Origin of the sequence: Pseudomonas sp. R1-1 (genome assembly GCF_051132135.1) — a bacterium.
Classification (GTDB): domain Bacteria; phylum Pseudomonadota; class Gammaproteobacteria; order Pseudomonadales; family Pseudomonadaceae; genus Aquipseudomonas.
This window is the reverse complement of sequence record NZ_CP071663.1, coordinates 3,228,886-3,252,532: the sequence shown is the minus strand read 5'-3', so window position 1 is coordinate 3,252,532 and position 23,647 is coordinate 3,228,886. Positions and strand designations below refer to the sequence as shown.

General features: G+C 56.3%; 19 protein-coding genes. All 19 read right to left on the bottom strand.

Features of this window, described 5'->3' with window-relative positions:
• Positions 1-42 precede the first annotated feature (42 nt).
• The 19 genes from J3P75_RS14615 to J3P75_RS14525 all read right to left on the bottom strand — a co-directional run bounded on the left by J3P75_RS14615 (position 43) and on the right by J3P75_RS14525 (position 23,623).
• The gene (locus J3P75_RS14615) at positions 43-312 is read right to left on the bottom strand and encodes a DUF2790 domain-containing protein (RefSeq protein WP_434707186.1); all 270 of its coding nucleotides are present in this window, start codon (positions 310-312) and stop codon (positions 43-45) included.
• A 301-nt stretch (positions 313-613) separates the two neighbouring features.
• A complete protein-coding gene (locus J3P75_RS14610; RefSeq protein ID WP_434707185.1) occupies positions 614-1,474 on the bottom strand; it encodes a hypothetical protein in 861 nt (286 codons plus the stop codon).
• 315 nt (positions 1,475-1,789) lie between these two features.
• A complete protein-coding gene (locus tag J3P75_RS14605; protein ID WP_434707184.1) occupies positions 1,790-1,963 on the bottom strand; it encodes a hypothetical protein in 174 nt (57 codons plus the stop codon).
• Between the two features lie 154 nt (positions 1,964-2,117).
• Entirely contained in the window at positions 2,118-2,507 is a 390-nt protein-coding gene (locus J3P75_RS14600; RefSeq protein ID WP_434707183.1) for a hypothetical protein, read from the bottom strand.
• Between the two features lie 31 nt (positions 2,508-2,538).
• Positions 2,539-3,528, bottom strand: a complete 990-nt coding sequence (locus tag J3P75_RS14595) for a tetratricopeptide repeat protein (protein ID WP_434707182.1) — start codon at positions 3,526-3,528, stop codon at positions 2,539-2,541.
• 2 nt (positions 3,529-3,530) lie between these two features.
• The gene (locus tag J3P75_RS14590; RefSeq protein ID WP_434707181.1) at positions 3,531-7,088 is read right to left on the bottom strand and encodes a LysM peptidoglycan-binding domain-containing protein; all 3,558 of its coding nucleotides are present in this window, start codon (positions 7,086-7,088) and stop codon (positions 3,531-3,533) included.
• Positions 7,089-7,116: 28 nt separating this feature from the next.
• Entirely contained in the window at positions 7,117-7,974 is an 858-nt protein-coding gene (locus J3P75_RS14585) for a DUF4123 domain-containing protein (protein WP_434707180.1), read from the bottom strand.
• Positions 7,965-10,013, bottom strand: coding sequence for a type VI secretion system tip protein VgrG (locus J3P75_RS14580; RefSeq protein ID WP_434707179.1), 2,049 nt, complete (start codon positions 10,011-10,013; stop codon positions 7,965-7,967). The genes J3P75_RS14585 and J3P75_RS14580 overlap by 10 nt, the downstream gene beginning before the upstream one ends.
• Before the next feature lie 538 nt (positions 10,014-10,551).
• Positions 10,552-11,127, bottom strand: a complete 576-nt coding sequence (locus J3P75_RS14575; protein WP_434588987.1) for a hypothetical protein — start codon at positions 11,125-11,127, stop codon at positions 10,552-10,554.
• Between the two features lie 90 nt (positions 11,128-11,217).
• On the bottom strand, positions 11,218-12,156 hold the full coding sequence (locus J3P75_RS14570) for a carbohydrate kinase family protein (protein WP_434711301.1): 939 nt from the start codon (positions 12,154-12,156) through the stop codon (positions 11,218-11,220).
• A gap of 13 nt (positions 12,157-12,169) precedes the next feature.
• On the bottom strand, positions 12,170-13,666 hold the full coding sequence (gene xylB, locus J3P75_RS14565) for a xylulokinase (RefSeq protein ID WP_434707178.1): 1,497 nt from the start codon (positions 13,664-13,666) through the stop codon (positions 12,170-12,172).
• 346 nt (positions 13,667-14,012) lie between these two features.
• Positions 14,013-15,485, bottom strand: a complete 1,473-nt coding sequence (locus tag J3P75_RS14560; protein ID WP_434707177.1) for a mannitol dehydrogenase family protein — start codon at positions 15,483-15,485, stop codon at positions 14,013-14,015.
• 15 nt (positions 15,486-15,500) lie between these two features.
• Positions 15,501-16,604 (bottom strand): ABC transporter ATP-binding protein, encoded by a 1,104-nt coding sequence (locus tag J3P75_RS14555; protein ID WP_090288524.1) that lies wholly within the window; start codon positions 16,602-16,604, stop codon positions 15,501-15,503.
• 163 nt (positions 16,605-16,767) lie between these two features.
• Positions 16,768-17,598: a carbohydrate ABC transporter permease gene (locus J3P75_RS14550; RefSeq protein ID WP_090283315.1), complete on the bottom strand. Its 831-nt coding sequence runs from the start codon at positions 17,596-17,598 to the stop codon at positions 16,768-16,770.
• Positions 17,599-17,606: 8 nt separating this feature from the next.
• Positions 17,607-18,533: a carbohydrate ABC transporter permease gene (locus J3P75_RS14545; protein ID WP_203417866.1), complete on the bottom strand. Its 927-nt coding sequence runs from the start codon at positions 18,531-18,533 to the stop codon at positions 17,607-17,609.
• Between the two features lie 147 nt (positions 18,534-18,680).
• Positions 18,681-19,991, bottom strand: a complete 1,311-nt coding sequence (locus tag J3P75_RS14540) for an ABC transporter substrate-binding protein (RefSeq protein ID WP_434707176.1) — start codon at positions 19,989-19,991, stop codon at positions 18,681-18,683.
• A 345-nt stretch (positions 19,992-20,336) separates the two neighbouring features.
• Positions 20,337-21,242 carry an AraC family transcriptional regulator gene (locus tag J3P75_RS14535; RefSeq protein ID WP_332763056.1) on the bottom strand — a complete coding sequence of 302 codons (906 nt, stop codon included), beginning with the start codon at positions 21,240-21,242 and terminating at the stop codon, positions 20,337-20,339.
• 88 nt (positions 21,243-21,330) lie between these two features.
• Complete coding sequence (locus J3P75_RS14530) at positions 21,331-22,194, bottom strand: phospholipase (protein ID WP_434707175.1); 864 nt, start codon at positions 22,192-22,194, stop codon at positions 21,331-21,333.
• Positions 22,195-22,312: 118 nt separating this feature from the next.
• A complete protein-coding gene (locus J3P75_RS14525; protein WP_434707174.1) occupies positions 22,313-23,623 on the bottom strand; it encodes a glycosyltransferase in 1,311 nt (436 codons plus the stop codon).
• Between the last annotated feature and the right edge of the window lie 24 nt (positions 23,624-23,647).

The window sequence follows — 23,647 nt, the reverse complement described above, 5'->3', positions numbered from 1 at the left end:
ACCCCTCCCGCCTACCGCAAAGCCGCGAATCAGACGTTTCTGTCAGTTTTGCATCTGGCACGCGTCGGATAATTTCCGGTAGGTGATTTCCTCGGGTCTGCCGTTGTTGTCGAGGTATTTCATGTCGGCGGTGATGACCTTGCATTCCAGGGTGGGTGGCTCGGTCAGTGCGACTACCTTCGCTACTTGCAGCGGCATGCCGTACTTGTAGGGCACGGGGTTTGAGGAGGTGGTTGAGTCATTGGCTTGGGCCAGTCCGGTGAATGCGGTACAGGCGAGGGCGGCTGCGAGCAGTGAAAGACGAATGTTCATGAGAGGACTCCCGTGCGACGGATTGGGGTTCGGTGTGATGCGCGCCGAACCTGCCGCACTGGGCGCCAGCCGTGGTGGGCTGGGGTGTGCGGTCTGGTAGAGTCTTTGGCTGGGGCGTTAAGACAGGGTTAAGCAGGCTGAACGGTGGCTGTCGGGGAACGGAATGTCGCGCGATTGGGGACAGAGACAGTCAATCTCTCAGTTTTTCGGGGAAAATAAGAGCGCCGGGTAAGTTGTTTTCAACTTCTCCGCAAATACTTCGCTTTTGCGACACAGATATGGGCCGCCATCAGGGATGTCCTTATTCAGTGCAAGACGGATATACCGTACAGTCACGGCCGTTGATTTTGAATTTTTTGAAAACTGGAGGTGTTTGGCACCTTTCTGATGTTGCGGTTTCCTGGCAGGGCTTCCATCCTTCTGTGGTCTTGATCCACCGATTGTCCATACTAGGTTCTTCATCTTTCGCCAAGCGGAATGTGAATTTTATTTCTTTATTTTTAATGCTCGATCGTTGAACAGTTCCGCCCGGCTTATTGCGTTTAAAATAGTCGGAGGGTACATTCCATTCAGAGTTCGCTGCGCTACACGATAATATTTTTGAAATTCCGTCTTTCTCGATTCTTTCCACGCTTAGTTGGAACATCCACGTACATAGGCCTCTAAATTCAGAGTTATCATTGGCTAATGAGGACGATCCGACAGTAGTCGTATTGCCTTTTATAGTTATTCCTCCGAAATCCCCGCCGATATCCAATGAAGACGTACCATAGCGGCCGTCGATGGCCATGTCTACGCGAGTCAGCTCCATCTTGCATCCGGCTATGCGATAACTGAGCGGGATATCGAAGCGAGCGGTTTGTTCTATATCTTTTACATCAATCTTGTCTGTTTTTTGATGCCGTCGGGTTACTTCTCCTCCTAAGCCCGCTGAGTAAGCTTTGCAATCCTGACCAGCTAGTGGTGAATATTGTGATTTTGCTGTGAGGCCAAATTTTGCAGGTGCAGTCGCTACGAGAGTAAACGAGTCGGACCCGTAGTGGCTGGTAATGTCTTCAATGCTACTTTGAAAAACTTGACCGGCAGAGGTGCAGGCACCGAATAAAGGAAACGCCAGAAGTAGTAATGACTTTAGATGGAACGAAGGTGATGGCTTATTCATTGCTTTGCTCTCTGACAAAAGGTTAAACCGCAACTAACATTGATTGATGAACTCAACAGGGTCGCGTTGGCACCTCGCTAAACGCTCTGGAGGTATTTCACTCGGAAAAAGTCTCACCCGACATCTTGCATACATTGTTCTCACAGTCGGCGGCTCAACATAAATGCCCTTTGCTCTTGTCAATCCCAGGTATCAAGCAAGTCCAGTTGTATTTCTGGAAGATCCGTATCTACCTAGGCCTTTATATTTCCACCACCCTCGAGTTGCTTTGCTTAAGCTAGAGCGACGTTGTTGGGCGATAATCATCAAAAAAAATCAAAAACCTAATTTTTCTGGGAAGAAAGAAAGAGGTAAGTGTGTTGCCTTCCATTCAATTGCATATTTTTCTACCACATCAATTTGAGCAGGCGTCATTTTCTCCGCAATTTTGGGCAGCTTGCTCTCGACGTAAACCTGAATGTTTCCACCGCCATCCAGTTCTGTAAGCAAGGATATCAGTGCGTACCCTTTAACTAAGTCGATGGGTTAGCCAACTTTGTCGGGTGTATGGGATAAATACGCTCCATAACTTGCCACGGCAGTTTGAACCAGGGCATAACCTTGGATTTTTGCAACCAAGTACGATCGGAAGTTGTTTCATACATTAAATACAAAGACTCAGGGGTATCTGTGATTGATGCTGTTTTTTAGCCTGAAGCAACCAATCGGCGCTTGATTTTTTACCCGCGGGACAATTGGTCATTTTTCTGCAGAGGTCATCGTATTGGCGGCCTAGCTGAATCATTGCAAATATAGATCCATTATCCCCAGCGGTTTCGTACCATTGCTGCGATTCAGCAGTCATGTATCGGCTTCGCTTTCGAAGTGCGTCGGCAAAGTAATACCGTGAATTCACATTTCCCCAGTCGGCCTCTTTTTTTAGTTTGCGAATCGCCAAGTCTAATTTCAACTGGTTGTATAACACCATCCCCAGAGTTGATTCATTTGTTTGCGAATGTGCTGAGCTGTTTGCAGAAAGAGCGGCGATCAGCATTGCTAAAATAATTCTAATGCTCGCACTGCTATTAATAACCTAGCTTGTCAGGGTAAAACGAGAGAGGCGGGTGGTTGGCCTTCCACGTTTTTGCGAGCTCTTTTGCTTTCTCTATTTGCTCTTTCGACATGTTTTTTTCTATGCCGGGTAATGTGTCATTGACGTCTCGTACTACATTCCCTCCACCATTAAGTTCGAGCAGGTTTGAAAGTAAAGCATATGATTTTATTGGGTCGAATGCGAAACCGTATTTTGAGTTTTCTTCGCCTATGTAGGATGCATATCCAAATACACCTTCTACATAGCTCGAGTCAGCTGCTTTTTCGTTCCAGTTTCTGAACGAGGCTAAATCTTTTTTTTCGATCATGATTGCGGCTAACCCCATCATTGCAAGTGGATAACCATTTTCAGCAGACGCCTTCATCCATCGTTCGATAGCTTGGTTGCGTCTCGAGGGTAGTAAAAATGAACCGCTTCCTTCTTGATACTTCGTCGCCAGACGGAACTGCGCAAATGCGAATCCGTTCTCTGCTGACTTCTCCAGCCAGTCATCATTGCCTGTCATTTCATATAACAGGTACATTGATTCGCTATCTCCCTGCGTTGCGCGTTGAATCGCAAGGCTTTTAGCTTTAATTACCCAACTGCTAGGAGAGACTTCACCTGGTGGACAGCTTTTCATGGTTGAACACAAGTCGTCTTCAATTCTCCCAAGGCGAATCATAGAGTAGATATTCCCCTTTTTTGCGGAGCTTTCGTATGCTTTTTTAGCTTCTGGAGTCATGAAGCGGTTATTTTTTCTTAATGCTTCACCCAGATAGTAAAGTGCTTCGTCATCGCCGCCTTCGGCTGCTGTTTTTAGGGGTTCGATTGCAGAGATAGCTTTGTATTGATTGTAAAGCTCTATGCCTTTTCTCTTTGCCTCCAGTTGTTGTGAGGTAAGCTCCGCATGCGCGCTTACACACATTAAAAGAAAAACTGCAAAAAAAGGTATACGGACTAAGCTTGACTTTATCTTCAATTTTATGCGCTCGCAGGGGGCAAGTATTTTACGGATGTTCTCGGTATATAACTGTTTTCGCCCATTACAATTTTACAAGCTCCATCAATACGCTGGCCTAATATATTTGAATTTTCCTTGTAGCGTGCTCTTGCTTTATTTCCCCTTGGATCGGTAAAGCTGAGTACCGGATCATCCATGAAAGTATCGAGCAAATGACGGTTTTCACAGTACTTTTGACCGATATCAACTGGTTCAGTGCCAAACTTGTTCATGCTTGCGCAAGCTAGTTCAAACTGTTTTTGAGCCTCTTCCAATTTGTCCTTTTCTTTTGCATTGGTGACTATGTGGTCGATAATTATTCCAATTGCGATCTGCTGAGTTAGATGTGCTTTCTCTTTTGGATAGGTTTGTTTGCTAAAAGTTGGCGACGTGTCGCTTACTTTTGTATTGGCGGCAATTGAGAACTCTTCGGGGGTGGAGGTAAGAGTCATTAAAATGGGGCCGAGTGCTGCCGGAGTGGCTTCCACAACCCATGCTTTTAGTTCATCTGGATTCTGGTATTCAACAATAGCATGAGCGATTGGGCCGCCTTTTCCTCCGCTGGTCATTGCGTCATATAAGTCCATGACTAAACTCCAACCCATAAGATAAGACATTTCCACACTAAGCCCAGCTGCGCCTAATGCGTTCAGCGCGGATGCGAACTTACCTGCTTCAGGTTCCATCCACTCTACCTTTCTGCCTTTCGCTTTGTGCAGTTCCTTGCGGTACAGGTTGATGAGGTCAACGACTGCCTCATAGCCAACTTCGAATTTAAAGCTACCGTTAGCACCAGGACCCAGCACTACCGCCGCTTTCAAGTTAAGAATAAACCGCCCCTTATCCAGAGACACCTGCGCTGTTCCCTGAAAGCCTGCGCCTAATGCCACCCCCACGGAGCCGCTCAGTTTGGCCAGTGTCAGCCATGGATTCGCGCTTTTCGCGTCTTTAGCGCTGCCAACGCCCATCGTTGGCGCGGTGCGCAGGGCGACGAGTTCTTTGGGCGGTGCCCAGTTCATTACTCCGGTGAGTTCAATCGCGGCTTGCAAACCTCCAAACACGTTGAAACTGGCTTTTGCGCCGTTTTCGACTTGCACTTTGGCGAAGCGTCCGCCTCGCAGTTGATCTGTGCTTTTGGTATCGGCGTAGGTGCCGGATTTCGACTGGTGTTCAAGATCGGGAGTAGGGCTGTTGTCGCCGCTGTCGGCCTTGGCTTGTTTGGCGGCAGCATGATCGGCACGTTCTTCTTTTGCAGAGGCATCTTCACGCTGTGCGCGTTTTACCGGGCTCAGTGACGCCCCGTACTTGACGTTGCCGAAGATCGGGCTCAACTCGACGCTGCCGGCTAGCAGCAACGATGCTCCAGCGTAGCCCCATGCCTTCACACCAAAGTGGAAGGAGAAGCGGCCGAAATTCATTTTTTGCGGGCTGCCGTCCAGGAAGTATTCAAGCGTGATGTCTTGAGCACTGGCTTTGGCAGGCATGTCGACTTTCATCAACTGAACTTCGCCACGGGCCAGATCCAGGCTCAAGCCCATCTCGCCCGATATCTGGAAGCCCTCGGCGGCGGACATTTTCGGGCCTTCGAGCTTTACTTCACCGTGAATGCTTGGCTGAGGCGGTGTCAGGCAGCGGACGAATTGCGCCTGAGGGCTGGCATCAAAGAGTCTTACTTTGCCGCGCACACTTTTCTTGAAAACCAGTTGCTGAAGGTGTTCGCCCCAGTTGGTAAGAGTCGCGTCGTCTTCCAGTTCAGTGACCTCATAGCCTTGCTTTTTCAAGTAAGCATAAAAGTCTTTGGCTTTGAACCAGCCTCTTGCATCGAAACAGTCGCCGACCTGATCGCTGAACTTTATGGCGCCCTGATTTAGTAGCCATTGGCGGAACGAATTGATTTCACTGTTTTTATCGGAGCCTTCGGTAGCGTCAGCGGGCAAACTTTGAGTTACCTTTTTTATTGAACCGACTGCTTTTTTTGAATCCTCTTTCAGGATCTTTTTTGCGTCTTTCAGGTTCGCCATGCTGAACCAGCCCAAGGGCGTGCCTTTGGCATCCGAAAGACTGACTTCACGCAGCGGAAAGCCCGGTTTCACCATGCGGTCCACCGGTTTTGGCTGGAACTCTTCCGGTTCCCAGATCAGAAAACGCCCAGGTTTGCTGTTGCTGACATTGCTTTGGGCTTTTGCTTGAAGGTCGTCTTTGATCTTTTGCAGGCTATCCCATTTGGTACGTTCCACATCAACCAGGCCCGCCGGCGCTTGGGCATTCTGGCCTGTTGCCTCGATCCAGCGTTTGTATTTCTCTTGAAGCTGCGCTGTAACTTCCGCCTGCTCTTTCTCGGTATCCAGATACAGTTTGAACTGCTCGATGCCGGAAGGAAGGCCGTCACTGATCAGCGCGAATTCTGGAAGTGCAATGCCGTATTCAGACGCTTTGATAATGGATTCAGTGTAAGCATGGTAATCAAGCGCATCGGCGTTTTTGTAGAGCGTCAAGACATACCCGACCAGATCGGCGGTGCAGTCATTCATGCCGCTGCAGATGTTTTCGTAACTTTTCTTTTTTTCCGCCAAGGCTTTCGCCACGTCTTCTAGCGGAACCTGCTTGAAGTCTTTGTTGCTGAGAAGTTTCTTGCGGGCATCCAGATAAGCTTGCACACGTGCGCGCGCTTCAATCGCCTCCTTGGAGTACAGCGAGCCGCTTTCGTAGGTGTAGCCTTGCAGTTTCGCAGCCGCGATCGCTTCTTTTTTAAGCGCCTGCCACTCCGCACGCCGCTTGTAAAAATCGACATACTCGTTGCGGATGTTTTGCTGAGTAGCGATGTCTGCTGTCAGGCGGTCCATGCGCGATTGCGCAGTGTCCTCTTGCGGGGATTGTGCAGGAGCCTCGACAGGTTTGTTTCCATTAGCTTCGTTTTGCCTTTTTTTAGCGGTGGCTGGATCGATTTCAATTTCATCCCCCATCGCTTCAAACTCTTCCATGCGCGTACGCTGCGCGCCGGTGAGGAAGTTGCTCAATTTTGGCTCAAGAAAGTATTCCAGCAATCCCGATTCCTGCAACCCGTTCAGGCGAGCATCACGTGGTTTGCTGGGGGCAATCATTTTATCCAGCGCGAACATCGATTCTTTGATGGCAGACTTTGCCCGCTCAGGAAGCAGCCAGAACTCTTGCTCCTCAGTGGCATAAATCGCGCTCGCAAACTTTTTCGAACATGGAGGCGCGTGGGGTTTGAAGGTTTTCGAGCTCTGATCTGGCGCCTCCTTTACCGGCTCCAGCTCAACCAGATCCTCTGCGGAACATTGAGTGGCGGCTTCCGGACTTGCCTGCGCAGGCGCTTGAGGCGCCGCGGGCGATTGAGCGGCAGGCACAGCGGTCGCTTGAGCGCTTTTTGGTACGCTCAGGTTCCATCCGACTTTGACGTTGTCCGGATTGGTGATGAAGGGGTTGAGCTGGCGAAGTTGCGCCACGGTGCTGTTGTAGCGCGAAGCGATCTGGTCCAGGGTTTCGCCGGGCATAACGGCGTGATTCGTGATTTCCATGGTGATTCCGTTCTGTTGTCGCGTCGCCCTAACGTTGGGCGACGGCGGCTGATTCCAGGAGCCGATCTACTTTGATAAACGACTCGTCCTTAGATTGCAGGATCGCCATGATCTCAGGCTGTGTTTCGAATAGCGGGCCGTTCACGGCGTGGCCAAGCTTGAGCAGGTGATCACCGTCATAAATATTACTTTTGAGCAGCAAGTCGAGGTTGTCAGCGATATCGTTCAGGCGTTCATCGTCTGGCTCTTCAAATGCTGCGTATTCTTCATCAATCCAATAAACCCATCCCAAGCGCGCTTCAACTCGTGCGGCAGCCTCGGGAAGATTGAACGCCGCTTTGTCACCAAGCCATGTCGATTTCTCACTGGCTCTCAAAGCCAACCAAGGACCATGCTGCTGACCGAAATGAATCGGCGCAGGGCAGTAGACAGCGTTCCAGCAACCCAGCAACTGATCAAAGGTTTCACCAGCGGTGTAAGCCAGCGCTGCCCACAGGCTCGGTTTGTGAAAGCTCAACAAGCTCTGCCCACCTGAACCGTCATTGGCTCGGAGCAACCAGCGCGCATGAGCCAGTGCTTTTTCAGAATCAGGTGCTGAGATCGCAATTCCCGAAAAGCGTTCCTCACAAAGTTTTGCCGCTACGTTTGCCACTTTGCTGCCCTTGGGGGCCACTAGCCACAGAGGGCCGTCAGGAATCTCTGCGAAGTCGGTGCTGAAAAACAACCCTTGGGAAACCACCGGTTCGCCGACTCGATAGAGTTGACTCAAGGCTTCCGGTTGGAGCCCTTGGTCAATGATGAAGCAGAGCGATTCGCTCGTAGCCGGCAGGTCCGAAAAGGTGTAGCGAGGCTCTGCGAGGAGAGCGCTCAGCGCTTTTACATGCATGTGCAATCCTTACGGCTGCAAGCGCCGTTACTCTGTTTTCCGCATAACGGTGTGATGCCTGACTCATTCAGGCGAGCGGGGAGTGGTGCCTTGCCGGCCTTATCCGCATCCACAACCTTCATCGGCCCCGGCAACAACGGCGCCGCCGGCGTGCCCACCCCAGGCGCACCACCGGTATTGACCTTCACCTCAGCGCCGCTGATGGTCACGCCACCGGCGTCGACTTTTACGAAGCTGCCGCCGGCCTTGGCGGTCAGTTCCATCGCGCCTTCGACCACGACTCGCTGGCCGGCGTAGTAATGGATTTCGTTGCCAGCCTCAACAAACTGCCCTGTCCCCACCTTCACATGCTGCGTCACACCCACGGTCAGGTGATCATCCGCACGCATTTCGCTGATGCGGTCCAGATGGGTAATCCGGTGCTCTTCAACCTTGAATTCGCTTAGCGTGTTGGCTTCAACAGTGTCATGCCGTTCGTTGCCAACGCGGATTTTCTGGTCATGTTCGATGTTTTCGTCCCAGTCGCGCTGGGCGTGGATGTAGATCTGTTCGGCGCCTTTCTTGTCTTCGATGCGGAACTCGTTGTAGCCCTTGCCGCCCGGGGAACTGAGGGTTTTGAAGGTGCTGCGGGTCTTGTTCGCCGGCAGGTCGTAGGGGACGACGTTTTCCTTGTGGTACAGGCAGCCGCTGACCAGCGGCTGGTCGGGGTCGCCTTCGAGGAAGGTGACGAGGACTTCCATGCCGATGCGCGGGATGGTGATGCCGCCGTAGGACGCGCCGGCCCAGCCGCTGGCGACGCGCAGCCAGCAGGTGGTTTTGTCGTCGGACTGGCCGTCACGGTCCCAGTGGAACTGCACCTTGACGCGGCCGTACTGGTCGCAGTGGATCTCTTCGCCGGCGGGGCCGGTGACGATCGCAGTCTGGCTGCCGAGGACTTTCGGTTTCGGGTGTTCGAGGGCAGGGCGGTAGTGTGCGTCCCACGGCGTGGCGAGAAAGCTGTTGCGGTAGCCCTGATGGAAATCGCTTTTGTTGTCGGTGACGTCGCTGGTGACGTTTTCGCCGAGCACTTGCGGTTGTTTGCCTTCGTGGAAGACTTCGAGCAGCAGCCACAGGTCGTTCCATTCGGCGCGCGGGTGTTCGGCGAGCGTGAGGAAATGGCCGCTGGTCAGGGTTGGTTCGTCACCTTTGCCTTCGGCGAGTTTGTAGTCGCTGCGATGACGTTCCAGCGCGCGCGTCGAGAGGAATTTGCCGCGCTCGCGGGTGGTGAAGCGGCCGGGGTAATCGTAGTCCTCGAGGTTTGGGGCGAATTCGGATTTGACCGCGCCCTCGGGCAAAAGCTTGGGTTTCTCGAAATCGTAATCGCGGCGGCTGACGCGGGTGGTGCGGGTTTCCAGGCGCAGGTTGAAGCGCTTGATCACCGGTTTGTCGGCGGCCATGCCGGAGTCCTGCTGGTAGCTCACCGGTTTGAGCTTGCGGAAGACCGTCTGATCGTCGCCGAACACCAGTTTGTGGCCGCTGCTGCTGTGCTGGAAGTGGAAGTGAATGCCTTCCTCTTCGCACAGGCGCTGGATGAAATGCAGGTCTGACTCGTCATACTGCACGCAGTAATCGCGTTCCGGGTACTCGGCGCCGAGCTGGAAACTGTAGGCGTCGGCGAGAATGCCGCGGTCTTCCAGTACCTGAGCGATGATTTTCGGCACCGTGAGTTGCTGGAAGATCTGCTGATCGTGGTTGTGCCGCAGGTAGGCCAGTTGCGGCACCAGGCTGAGGCTGTAACGGGTCAGGGTCTTGCCGGAGTCGCCTTGCTCGATGCGATAGACCAGACCGTGGATCTTGCCTTCGCCGGTGGCGCCGAAGGTCAGCACGCCGGGCTTGTGCAGCAGCTCTTCGAGATTGAGGTCGGGGCGGGCGCTGACCAGTTCGAGGTCGAAACGGAACGGCTCATTCAGGGCTTCGCGACCGGTGAAGCTGAGGACCTGCAGGTCGGCGTTGGCGCCTTCGAGGGTGAGGGTGATGTGGGTAGCGTTGGCGTCCAGCATGCCTTGAATTCCGTCCGTGAATAAGCAGGACACAGATGTTGCAGGATTCAGCCGTCTCGTTCAAGGCGCAAAAGGCGTAGGTGGGGTGGGGCTGGGGGATAGGGAAAACCCTTAGGGGTAGGGTTTGGGTCAATGAAAACGGGTGGTTGGCGGCATGTGACCTTGGCTATTGGCGACTTTTCTTACGTGCTGATGTTGGAGAATCAACTGTCGAAGTTGCCGGGGAGTACGGCAGGTGGCGATCGTTGGCGTCTGGTAGACCGTTATCGCGAGCAAGCTCGCTCCCACAGGGATTGATGTTGTAATGAAAGAAGAGGCTGGTTTTCAATATTGGCAGTGACTGGAAGTCAGCTATCGCCAGCAGGCTGGCTCCCACAGGGATTGGTGTCGTGCTGGGGAAAGAAGTTGGTTTCAATATGTCAGTGACTGGAAATCAGCTATCGCGAGCAGGCTCACTCCTACAGGGGAATGGGTTTCAGGCATGAGCGTTCAACTGTGGGAGCTAGCCCTGCTAGCGATAGCGGTCGAACAGTCACCGCTACAACCAATGCCAGAACCGGCTCCAGAATCCGCGATCCAGATCCTCTTTGCACCCGGCATATTGCCGCGCATAAGTATCAGAGCGAACCTGCACCTTGCGCGCGGTCGGGGGCAGCCAGGCTTTGCTGGCGTAGGTTTTGTTGCGGAAGCCGCCCCAGCCTTCGTGGTAGTTGAGGTACTGGTTGTAGGCGTCGTATTTGTAGATGCCATTGATCGAGGTGGTCTTGTCCATGTACCAGCCGATGAAATCGATGGCGTCATCGAAGTCTTCGCGGTCGGCCCAGTTGCGGCCGGTGCTTTTCTGGTAATCGGCCCAGACTTCGTCCTTGGCCTGCGCGTAACCCGAGGCGGTGGAAACCCGACCCCACGGAATCACCCACAACAGATATTTGCGTGGAGTCTTGGCGTCGTAGCGGTAGCCGGATTCCTGATACATGATCGCGAAGGGCACCTGAATCGGCACGCCCCAGCGTTTTTGCGTGACTTGCGCGGCGTCGTACCAGTCGCTTTTCTCGCGAAAGATCTCGCAGATATCTTCCGGTGAGCGGGGCGGCGAGGTGCCGCACCCGGTCATCAGTGCTGCCAGTGTCAGTAGTCCAAGCGTCTGCCCGTATTTCAAAAGCGGTTATCCCCTCGTGCGCAAAAAAGCAGACAGTCTACGCGCTCAGCTCAATTGCTGACGATAGGGCAAATCCGGGCCGGTCTTGCTGCAGGTCAGCGCAGCGGCCTGGACGGCGAAACGGAGCATGGCGTCGATCTGTTCGCGCGCCAGTTGCTGCACGCCTTCGACCGAATCCAGACCGTGCTCGGTGAGCCAGGTGATCAGCGCAGCCTGGAAGGTATCGCCAGCGCCTACAGTGTCGGCGATTTTCACCGAAACGGCCGGCACCGACCAATGGCCATGCTGACGGCTGAAGACGCTGGCGCCGTCGCCGCCACGGGTGAGGAAAACGATCTGGCAGCGATGCTCGAGCCACCTTTCGATGACCTGCTGCGGATCCTGATCGGGATAGAGCAGGCTCAGGTCTTCATCGCTGACCTTGATCAGGTCCACCAGCGGCACCAGTGCGGCGATGCGTTCGCGCCACAGCTCGATATTCGGTTCGGGATTGAGGCGTACGTTCGGGTCGAGGGTAATCAGGCGCTGGCCGCTTTCGCGCTGCACCAGTTGCAGCAGGGCGTCGCCAATTGGCTGCACCACCAGCGAAAACGAGCCCACGTGCAGGCCGCGCACCTCGGTACCGAGGGTCGGTAGATGCGCCGCGCTCAACTGCCGGTCGGCGCAGCCTTCGCCACGAAAGCTGTAATGCGGCGAGCCGTTGGCGCCGACCGCGACCATCGCCAGCGTGGTCGGAGCGGCGAACTCCACCAGATAATCCGGGCGCACGCCTTCGTCTTTCAACACCTGCTGCAAGCGCCGACCGAGGTAGTCGGTGGACACGCCGCCAAACAACGCCGAGTCCACACCCAAGCGGCGCAAACCGACGGCGACGTTGAACGGCGAACCGCCGGCGATCGCTTTGAAATTGACCTTCGAGGCCAGACCGCTGGCATCGTCTTCACTGAAAAAATCGAACAGGGCTTCGCCACACACCAGGTACATGATTGTTTGCTCTTCAAAGGGTTGCGACATGCTGTTGATAGCGTTCATAAGCCTGCTGGAACACCGCGACATTGGCGGCGATCGGCAGGGTTTCGCTGCTGGCATCGAGTTTTACGCAGCGCTGGCACAGGTCTTCGAGGCTGTCTTGCTCACCGTTAGCCGACGCTGTGCACCACGCCGCCTGAATCGCCGCGCCCAGCGCCGCGGCTTCGCTTTGCTCGGTGCAGATCACCGGGGTGTTCATGATGTCGGCGACGATCTGCCGCCACACCGCACTCTTCGAACCACCGCCGATCAGGCAAATGCGCAGGCTTTGTAAACCATTGCGGCGCAGCAGATCCAATCCGTAACGCAAACCGAAGGTCGTGCCTTCGACGGCAGCGCGGCACAGGTTGGCCTGGGTCAGGTTGTTCAGCGTCAGCCCGTGCAGGCTGCCGGTGGCGTGGGGCAGGGCGGGGACGCGCTCGCCGTTGAGGAATGGCAGCATGCACACGCCATCGGCGCCGATCGGGGCTTGGGCGACCAGATCGTTGAAGCGCGGCAAATCGAGCGCAAATAGCTCGCGAATCGCACCGGTGGCGTTGGTCAGGTTCATGGTGCAGATCAGCGGCAGCCAGCCGCCGCTGGACGAGCAGAACGTGGCCACCGAGGCGTCCGGGCTGACGGTCGCTGTGTCGGAATAGGCGTATACCGTGCCGGAAGAACCGAGGCTCATGGTGATCGCGCCCGGCTGAATATTGCCGGTGCCGATGGCCCCCATCATGTTGTCGCCGCCACCACTGGCGACGCGCGCATTGGGGTTCAGGCCAAGCTGCTCAGCGATCGCCGGAAGAATCGTGCCGACCGCTTCATGGGCCTCGATCAGCTCGGGCAGCGCCGCTTGCAGACGGCCACTGGCGTCGATGTCGCGCAGCAGTTGCAAGTCCCACTCGCGCGTGCGCACGTTGAAATAGCCGGTGCCGGAGGCATCGCCGTATTCACTGCAGGCGCGACCGGTCAGCCAGAAGTTCAGGTAGTCGTGGGGCAGCAGAATGCGTGCAATGCTGGAGAAGACGACGGGGTGTTGCTCTTTGGTCCAAAGCAGTTTCGACACGGTGTAACCCGGCGCAATGACCACGCCCAGACGCTCCAGCGAACCTTGCTCGCCGCCCAGATGGCTGAGCAATCGGTCGTTTTCGGGGCTGGTTTCGGTGTCGCACCAGAGCTTGGCCGGGCGTAGCACTTCGCCTTGATCGTCGAGCAGGACCAGACCGTGCTGCTGGCCGGAAACGCCGATGCCGAGGATGTCCTGACCATCGACATTGGCGGCCTGCAACGCCTGGCGGGTGGCGAGAGTGAAGGCGTCCAGCCATTGCTGCGGGTCTTGCTCGCGGCGACCGTTGGCGCCGCTGATCATCGTGTGCGGCGCGGCGCCCTGACCGAGGACCTGGCCGCTGATGGTGTCGAGGATGATGGCTTTGGTGCCTTGGGTGCCGCAGTCGATGCCGAGGTAGAGCTTTGTTGTTGTCATTTATGCACCGGTCGGATTGTGTTGAAGATAAAAAGCTACCCCCTCATCGGAACGCCGCCCGCCCAGCCCTCTCCCCCAGAGGGGGCGAGGGGGAAGGGAGCAGGTCGGGGGATGCCCAAATCCTGCGTTCGACTCCAGATTTCGATCGTTCCCACGCTCAGCGTGGGAATGCCTCAATGGACGCTTCGCGTCCGCTGTTCGCTCTTTGGTGGGACGCAGAGCGTCCCGGGCTGCATTCCCACGCAGAGCGTGGGAACGATCAGTCATGTTTCAAGTTGGCGTATGCCGCGCAGCCACCACGGTCAGTTCCCTCTCCCTTTGGGAGAGGGTTAGGGTGAGGGGCTTTTCAGGCGAGCACCCGTTCCAGCGTTCGCGTCACGCCTTCATCGCGCAAGCTGTTGTAGCACCACTCGAACGCCGCCACAAACTCCGCCGATTTCGGGATCGCCGCACCAAAAATCTCCTCGACCCCCAGCAACCGCTCAGTGATCAACTCATCGTCCACCACCAACGCCTGACAAAACGCCGCCCGTGGGTCAGGAATCGTGTACGTATCGCCATTCTCATCGACACCTTTCAGATACAGCGCCCAGGCCGCCACCACCAGTGCCGCGCGCCGGGTCTCGCGGCCATCGGCGATCAGTCGATTGATCGTCGGGATGGTGAACTTGGGAAACTTTGACGAGCCGTCCGAACACACCCGCTCCAGTTGGTCGGCAATCGCCTGATTGGAAAACCGCGCAACCAGCGTGTCCTTGTAATCGTTCAGGTCGATGCCCGGCACGGGCGCCAGTTGCGGGGTCACGTCCAGATCCATGTAGGCGCGCATGTAGCGCACGAACAGCGGATCATTCATGGTCTCGTGGACGAAGCGATAGCCCTTTAGAAAGCCCAGATACGTCAACGCCAGATGGCTGCCGTTGAGCAGCTTGATCTTCATTTCCTCGTAGGGCGAAACGTCGTCGGTGAACTGCACGCCGACCTTCTCCCACGCCGGACGGCCATTCACGAACTTGTCTTCGAGTACCCACTGCACAAACGGCTCGCAGACCACCGGCCAGGCATCGTCGACGCCGTGTTTGTCGGCCAGTTGCAGGCGATGCGCGGTGCTGGTCATTGGCGTGATCCGGTCGACCATCGCGTTGGGAAAGCTGACATTGGCGTCGATCCAGCTGCACAGATCGCTGTTGCGCAGCGTGGCAAACGCGAGCAGCGCCTTACGCGTCACCGCGCCGTTGTGCGGCAGGTTATCGCAGGACATCACGGTAAACGCCGGAACCCCCGCCGCTCGGCGCTTTTCCAGGGCCGCACAAAGAAAACCGAACACGGTTTTTGGTGCCTCTGGATGAGCCAGGTCGTGTTGGATCTGCGCCAGGTGCGCCATGAATTCGCCGTTGCTGTCGTCGATGCAATAGCCGCCCTCAGTGATCGTCAGCGAAACGATGCGGATCTGCGGATCGGCGAGTTTGTCGATCAGTGCCTGAGCGCCGTCCTCGGCCAGCAGCATGTCGCGAATCGCGCCGATCACCCGTACTTCGGTGTCATCGCTGTCACCGAGTTCGAACAGGGTGAACAGGTAGTCCTGTTCCTTGAGATCGTCACGGGCGCGGCGGTCTTCCGCGCGCAGGCCGACGCCGCAGATCGCCCAGTCCAGCGCTTCGCCGCTGTTCATCAGGGCATCGGTGTAATACGCCTGATGCGCACGGTGGAAGCCGCCGACGCCAATGTGCGCAATGCCCTGGCGGGTGTCGCTGAGGCGGTAGGCCGGCAGTTGCACTTGGGCGGCGAGACGGTTGAGGTTCTGTTGGTTGAGTTTCATCGGATAGTCTCGAAATCAGGCCGCGGCACGCAGCGGTCGGGTCAACGCCACACCTTCGGCATCGAATAGATGGCAGTGCGCGGCGTCCAGGTGCAGGTTCAGTTGTTCGCCATAACGGCTGGCGAGATCCCCGCGCACGCGCATGGTCAGGGCTTCGCCGGCGTTGGTGGTGACGTGGCAGAACGTATCGCTGCCCAGGCGTTCGCTGACGTCGGCAACCACCGCCAGGCTGCAATCGCCCGGTTGTGCCAGTTCCAGATGTTCCGGGCGAATGCCCAGCGTCACCGCACTGCCGACGCTGAGGCTGGCGGCGTTGAACGGCAGGTTGATGCGCGTGCCGGCATCCAGCGCCACTTCACAGCTCTGCGCATCGACGCGGGCAATCTTGCCCTTGAGAAAGCCCATCTTCGGCGTGCCGAGAAAACCGGCGACAAACAGGTTGGCCGGGTTGTGATACAGGTCGAGCGGAGAGCCGACCTGTTCGATGCGACCGCCATTGAGCACCACCACCTTGTCGGCCATGGTCATCGCTTCGACCTGATCGTGGGTCACGTAGATCATCGTCGCTTGCAGGTCTTTGTGCAGGCGCAGCAGTTCCAGGCGCATCTGCACGCGCAGCGCGGCGTCGAGATTGGACAGCGGTTCGTCGAAGAGGAAAATCTTCGGGTTGCGCACAATGGCGCGGCCGATCGCCACGCGCTGGCGCTGACCACCGGAGAGCTGTTTCGGCTTGCGCTCGAGCATCGGCCCGAGCTCAAGAATCCGCGCCGCTTCGCCGACTTTCTTCTCGACTTCGGCTTTCGGCACGCCGGCCAGATCGAGGGCGAATGACATGTTTTTCTTCACAGTCATGTGCGGGTACAGCGCGTAAGTCTGGAACACCATGGCCAGGTCACGCTTGGCCGGGCTGACTTCGGTGATGTCGCGGCCATCGAGTTCGATGGTGCCGTCGCTGACTTCCTCCAGACCTGCAATCAAACGCAGCAGGGTGGATTTGCCGCAGCCCGACGGACCGACGAAGACCACGAATTCCTTGTCGTTCACTTCAAGGTCGATGCCCTTGATGATGGAAAAACCTTCGAAGCCTTTTTGCAGATTCTTGATTTTCAGGTTGGCCATGAGATGGGCCTCCATGGATTTTATTCTGTTAAGCCGGACGCGCTTCTCTGTAGGAGTGAGCCTGCTCGCGATGAGGCAGTGTCAGTCGACATTAATGTTGAATGACATTCCCCTATCGCGAGCAGGCTCACTCCTACAGGGGGTTGTGGCGGGTTTGGGGGATTCATTTCACGGCACCGAACGAGAGGCCGCGCACCAGTTGTTTCTGGCTGATCCAGCCAAAGATCAGGATCGGCGCGCAGGCCAGCGTCGACACGGCCGACAACTTGGCCCAGAACAAACCTTCAGGGCTGGAATACGAGGCGATCAGTGCGGTCAGCGGTGCAGCTTTCGACGAAGTCAGGTTCAGCGACCAGAACGCCTCGTTCCAGCACAGGATCAGCGACAGCAACACGGTCGAGGCGAGGCCGCCCTTCGCGATCGGCAGCAGTACGCGAACCATCTCTTGCCACAGCGTGGCACCGTCGAGGCGGGCGGCTTCGAGGATGTCTTTGGGGATGTCCTTGAAGTAGGTGTAAACCATCCAGACCACGATCGGCAGGTTGATCAGCGTGTAGATCACGATCAGCGCAATGCGCGTGTCGAGCAGGCCGAAACTCTTCGCCAGCAGGTAGATCGGCATCAGCACGCCCACGGGCGGCAGCATCTTGGTCGAGAGCATCCACAGCAACGTGCCTTTGGTGCGCTGGGTTTCGTAGAACGCCATCGAGTACGCCGCCGGCACCGCGATCAGCAGGCACAGGGCCGTAGCGCTGAAGGAAATCACCACCGAGTTCCAGGCGAAGCTGAAGTAGTCGCTGCGCTCGTTGATGTGCAGGTAGTTCTCCAGCGTCGGCATGAAGATGAACTGCGGCGGTGTGGCGAACGCGTCGATTTCGGTCTTGAAGCTGGTCATCACCATCCACAGGATCGGAAAGAAAATCACGATCGCGATGGCCCAGGCCAAAGTGCCGAGCAACAGGCTTTGCAAGCGGCGGGATTGTTGGAGAGTCATGGCGGGCCTCAGGCTTTGTCAGTCAGGTTTTTGCCGATCATTCGCACCAGAATGATCGCCGCGATGTTGGCAATGACCACCGCAATCAAGCCGCCCGCCGAGGCCATGCCGACGTCGAACTGCACCAGCGCCTGGTTGTAGATCAGGTAGGCGAGGTTGGTCGAGGCGTAACCGGGGCCACCGTTGGTGGTGGTGAAAATCTCGGCGAACACCGACAGCAGGAAGATCGTTTCGATCATCACCACGACGGCAATCGGCCGCGCCAGATGCGGCAAGGTCAGATGCCAGAAAATCGCGATCGGGCCAGCGCCGTCCAGGCGAGCGGCTTCCTTTTGTTCCTGATCCAGCGACTGCATGGCCGTCATCAGAATCAGAATCGCGAAGGGCAGCCATTGCCACGACACAATGATGATGATCGACAGGAGCGGGTAGTGGGCGAGCCAGTCCACCGGTTGTGCGCCGAACAGCTTCCAGATGTAGGCGAGGATTCCCGACACCGGATGAAAAATCAGGTTCTTCCAGATCAGCGCGCCGACCGTGGGCATGATGAAGAACGGCGAGATCAGCATGACCCGCACCAGACCGCGGCCGAGAAACTCGCTTGCCTCCAGCAGCGCGCTGATCAGCACGCCGAACACCACACTGATCAGCAACACGCTGCCGACCAGCAACAACGTATTGGTGGCGCCGGGCATGAAGCCCGAGTCGGTCAGAAAGTACGTGAAGTTCTCCAGCCCGACGAATTCGTTTTCGCCGGGGTAGAGCAGGTTGTAACGGATCATCGAGAAGTACAGCGTCATGCCCAATGGCACGATCATCCACAGCAGCAACAGGGCCACCGATGGACTGACCAGAAACCAGCCAGGATTGCGCACGCGCAGTTTGCGCTGGGGTGGCGCCAGTTCGATGTGGGCTTTGGCAGTTGAAGTATTCATGGCAGTAACCGATTCGACAGGCGAATGAAGATCCCTGTAGGAGTGAGCCTGCTCGCGATAGCGGTTTTCCATCCAGCCAGGCGGTGACTGACACACCGCAATCGCGAGCAGGCTCACTCCTACAAAAGCAAGAGCGAACGATGCTGGTTACTTGGGATAACCGGCGCGCTTCATCTCGCGTTCGGTGGTCTGTTGAGCCGCAGTCAGGGCTTGATCCACCGTGGTCTGGCCGATCAGCGCCGCCGAGAACAACTTGCCGACCTGGGTGCCCACGGCCTGGAATTCAGGAATGGTCACCAACTGAATGCCGATATAAGGCACCGGTTTCAGTGTCGGTTTGCTCGGGTCCGCGGCCTTCAGTGATTCCAGCGTGACCTTGGCGAACGGCGCGGCGCTCATGTAAGCGTCGCTGTAGGTCGAGGCGCGGGTGCCTGGCGGTACGTTGGCGATGCCATCGGTTTTCGCCACCAGCTCGCCATACTCCTTGGATGTAGCCCAGGCGCTGAATTGCTTCGCGGCGTGCTTGGCTTTGGAGCTGGTTGGAATCGCCAGCGCCCAGGAATACAGCCAGGCCGAACCTTTATCGGTGGCCTGATGCGGCGCGAAGGTGAAACCGACGTGCTCGGCGACTTTGCTTTGGGTCTTGTCGGTAACGAAGGAGCCGGCAACGCTGGCGTCGACCCAGATTGCGCACTTGCCGCTGTTGAACAGCGCGAGGTTTTCGTTGAAACCGTTGCTGGACGCGCCCGGCGGGCCGGATTTTTTCATGGTGTTGACGTAGAAGTTCAGCGCGTTTTTCCATTCTGGACCGCTGAATTCCGGTTTCCACTGCTCATCGAACCAGCGCGCGCCATAGGCGTTGGCCACGGTGGTGATCAGCGCCATGTTCTCACCCCAGCCAGCCTTGCCGCGCAGGCAGATGCCGTACTGCTCTTTTTCCTTGTTGGTGAGTTTTTCAGCGAACCCGGCGATCTCTTCCCAGGTTGGTCGCTCGGGCATGGTCAGGCCAGCGTCCTTGAACAGGTCGGTGCGGTAATAGGTGATCGAGCTTTCGGCGTAGAACGGCAGGGCGTACAGCGAACCTTTCACTGACAAGCCTTCGCGGACCGAAGGAAAGACATCGTCAAGGGCATAACTGGCCGGCAGATCCTTCATCGGCTCCAGCCAACCCTTGGCGCCCCACAGTGCGGCTTCGTACATGCCGATGGTCAGCACATCGAACTGACCGCCCTGGGTGGCGATGTCGGTGGTCAGTCGCTGACGCAGGACGTTTTCTTCGAGCACGACCCAATTGAGCTTGATGTCCGGGTGCTCGCTCTCGAAAGTTTTCGAGAGTTTCTGCATGCGGATCATGTCGCTGTTGTTGACGGTGGCGATGGTCAGGGTCTGGGCGCCAAGGCTGACGCTGCTCAGGGTCATGCAGGTGAGGGCAAGCAGAGCTTTTGCAGTGGGTTGCATCGTGCACTCCTTTTCTGCACCCGGCGGGTGGCAGAAGGACGGTTATTGTTTTTGTGTCTTCCGACGACAGGAAGAATCTGCGCTGATTACAGCCTTCAATCGGCGCAGTGACAAATCATCCCTAGCACTTTTATCGATACTTTTTTGCACTGGGGTTTTCAGGCATTAACGCAGGGAAGGGGTTTGCAGCGGGGAAGGAGTATTGAATGTGTACAGGTTTTCGACCGCAACGATGTCCCCTGTGGGAGCGAGCCTGCTCGCGAAGACGGTGTGTCAGCTACAGATTTATTCACTGGCACACCGCTATCGCGAGCAGGCTCGCTCCCACAGGCAACTGCGGTGTTGTCAGAGGTGATTCTGCTCGGTCAGCCGCTGCACGGCGAGCCGTCGATAATGCGATGGCGTCATGCCCTTGAGCTGCTGAAAACGCCGATTGAAATTGGAAATATTGTTGAAGCCGGACTCGAAACATACCTCAGTCACCGGTTTGTCACCGTCGGCCAGCAATTCGCAGGACTTGCTGATGCGCAGGCGATTGACGAACTCGATGAAGTTGCGCCCGGTGGCCTGTTTGAACACGCGGCTGAAATACGTCGGGGTCATGCCCAGATGCTCGGCCACTTCCTCCAGCGAGATATCCCGCGCGTAGTGGCTGAAGATGTAATCGACCGCGCGGTTGGTGCGGTCGATGTTGTGCTCGTCGGCCAGTTGCGGCGTGGTTGCGCCCGACAACAACAGGAAGTCATCACTCGCCGCGAGCAGTTCCATCAGAATGAAAAAATGCCCGAGACGGGTAATGCCGGTGGAGTCGGCGATACGCTGCATCAGGGTCATGGCCTGGCGAATGGTGCGCTTGCAGCGAAACTCGATGCCGTATTGCGCGCGCTCGAGTAGCGGTGCCAAGGTTTTCAACTCGGCGAATACCTGATGGCCGCTTTCGAACAATTCATCGGTAAAGTTGACCAGCATGTCGCGCTTTTCCACCACTTCGTCTTCAGCGACCTGGCTGATCCAGTTGTGTGGCAGGTTGGGGCCGGTCAGGAATAGCGTTTCCGGATAGAAGTTGCCGATGTAGTCGCCAATGAACACCTTGCCGGAACTGGCGACGATCAAGTGCAGTTCGTATTCCTTGTGGAAGTGCCAACGCACCAGCGGGCAGGGGAAGCCGTGCTGGCGGTAGATGATGGACAAGCCGTTATGGTCGTCCATCAACTCGTAAGAGGGGTCGGTGACGCGAGCGGTTCGGGTCATGGCGCGCTTCTTGTTGTTGATCGCTTGCCGATGATGCCTCGTTTATCAAGCGTAGCGCCAGTTCCCGTTGGCCATGTGGTCCCGGTGTTTATGCGGACTTCTCACTGGCTTTCTGCAGATTGGCCGTCAGGCAAAAGCGCACCAGATTCGAATTCTTTATGAAGTCGAAATTGATGATGTGGCATTTCTTCGCCCAGTCCGATTGGCTCGGATCGAACCAGTTGTCGAGCGCATCCAGAATCCGCTGCGGACCACCCACGGTGTAACTGGTCGCCGATAAGGACCATGGGCGCAGCGTGCTGATCGGGGTGCTTAACACGCTGGCGATATAACTTTGCAAATCGCTTGTGCTGACGGTTTTCTGGTTGATCCATTTGTGATCGATCGTGCGCTGGAAACGATGGTCGTCGGTTGCCCAGGTCATTGGAGCGGCCACCATGATGCGTTGCAGCGGACTGATTGCCTTAAGTTCTCCCAAGGTCAGATAAAGATTCTGCGCGGGGATCATCCGGTCACCGAGATGCTCCAGCATTAATGCCTTGAACTGCGCATGATCGAATTCCTTTTTGCCATTGGCGAGTTCATGAAAGTCCAGAATGATGAATTCATCTCGACTTCTTTCATAAAAAGCTTTTATGTCACGCACCAGATTTTCAAGTGTGCGAGAGGAACGGTAGCCATTATGCTGAAAACGGAATTGCGCCAGGCCTTGGGCTTCAGGGATAAATTCAAGTCGAAGATCAAGTGCGCGGGCGCCGCGACTCAATTGTGAATAGAACGAGACGTCCTGACAGGCCAGCCAGTTTTTTCCGGGTATCAGTGCATAAGCTGCATCCCAGTCACAACCGGCGTTATGCGCGCCCGGCAGCGTCAGTTCAAAAAGCGAAAGATTGTCAATCTGCGGCGCGTCGGCCATCCATTGATAAGATTGAAAGTTCTCGATACTGTCCATGTAATACATCCTGCGTGGATTGTTTAGTTGATAGAAAAGCGCGCGCAGGATGTTTTATAACGGCTCAATGTTGTTTGGCCAACATGGCTTTTAATGCAAGTCGTGTAGATATTCCCGCTTACATGTCAGTTGTTTCTTGAGGGAGACGGTTTTTAGCTTCAATCCACTGCGCCATGTACTGAGTGCTTTTATGCGAGTGATGTCGCAACATGCTGCCGGTGAAGTTTGTAACTCTTAGTTGTTCGAGGTTTGCCTGGCAATAACGGAGTTTTTCGATCAGCGCCGGACCGTGCACTGACTGTGAATAGCGCTCGGTCAACAGGGCGTAACCTGCCGAGCGGGCCTGCTGCCACTGCGTCTCATCGTTGTAAAGCGCGACAGCGCGATTAGCGAAATCGACTGCGCTCTGGGTGACTGCACCTGGCCACGCATGCTCGCCATGCATGCCTTCGGCGCCCACCGGCGTGGTGACGCTGGGCGTGCCGCAAAGCATGGCGTCGACCAGTTTGCCCTTGATGCCGGCGCCAAAACGCAACGGCGCCAGGCAAATCCGCGCGGCAGACATCACCTGCAACGCATCTTCAGCCCAGTTCATGATGTGAAAGCCTTCTTTGGCGTTGTGCAGCGCCGTGGCTTTCGGCGGCGTATAAGCGCCATAAATATGCAGTTGGGCCTGCGGCAATTGCTGGCGAATCAGCGGCCAGATCGTGGTTTTCAGCCACAGCACCGCATCCCAGTTGGGCGCGTGGCGAAAGTTGCCGATGCTGAGAAAGTTCGCCCGCTCGGCGATCGCGACTGGCTCAGCTACTGGCGGATCGATCATCAACGGACACCAGTGCAGCAATTGCGCGGGCACGCCGAACTGCTCGGTCAGTAACTTGATTTCCACTTCGGAAATCATCAGGTTCAGATCGCAACGGTACAACGCAGCAATTTCGCGCTTGGCCAGATCGCTCTGCGCCATCAGTGCGAACTCATCCCCCAAGGCCGGCGCAAACACGTCGCTGAAATCATTCTGTTCAGGTTCGAGCTTGAGGCGATCCTTGAGCTGTTGATGGCGCGCATGCCGCAGGCTTTGCAGGTCCGAAGTTTCCAGCACGCGCAGCGCTTGCGGGCAGTGCTTTTCCACGCGCCAGCCAAACTGCTCCTCCATCATGAACTGGTCGAACAGGACAATATCCGGCGCCAGTTCGCTGATGAACGTATCGAAGCTGCTGTTGTTGAGTTCGATCGGCACTTCACGAATGCCGAGCGCAGCCAGATCAGCCTTGTGCTCGCCAGGGCCGGCCGGACTGCTGAAAGTGATATCCCAGCCTTGCTGCAGGAGGGTTTCGAGGATCTGCATGACATGCCCGCTGGCCGCCGAAGAGCGTGGTTCGGGCCAGACGTAGCCGATGACAAGGACTTTGGTGGTGGAAGGCAGGTTCATGAGGGCAGTCCTGAGCATCAGCCG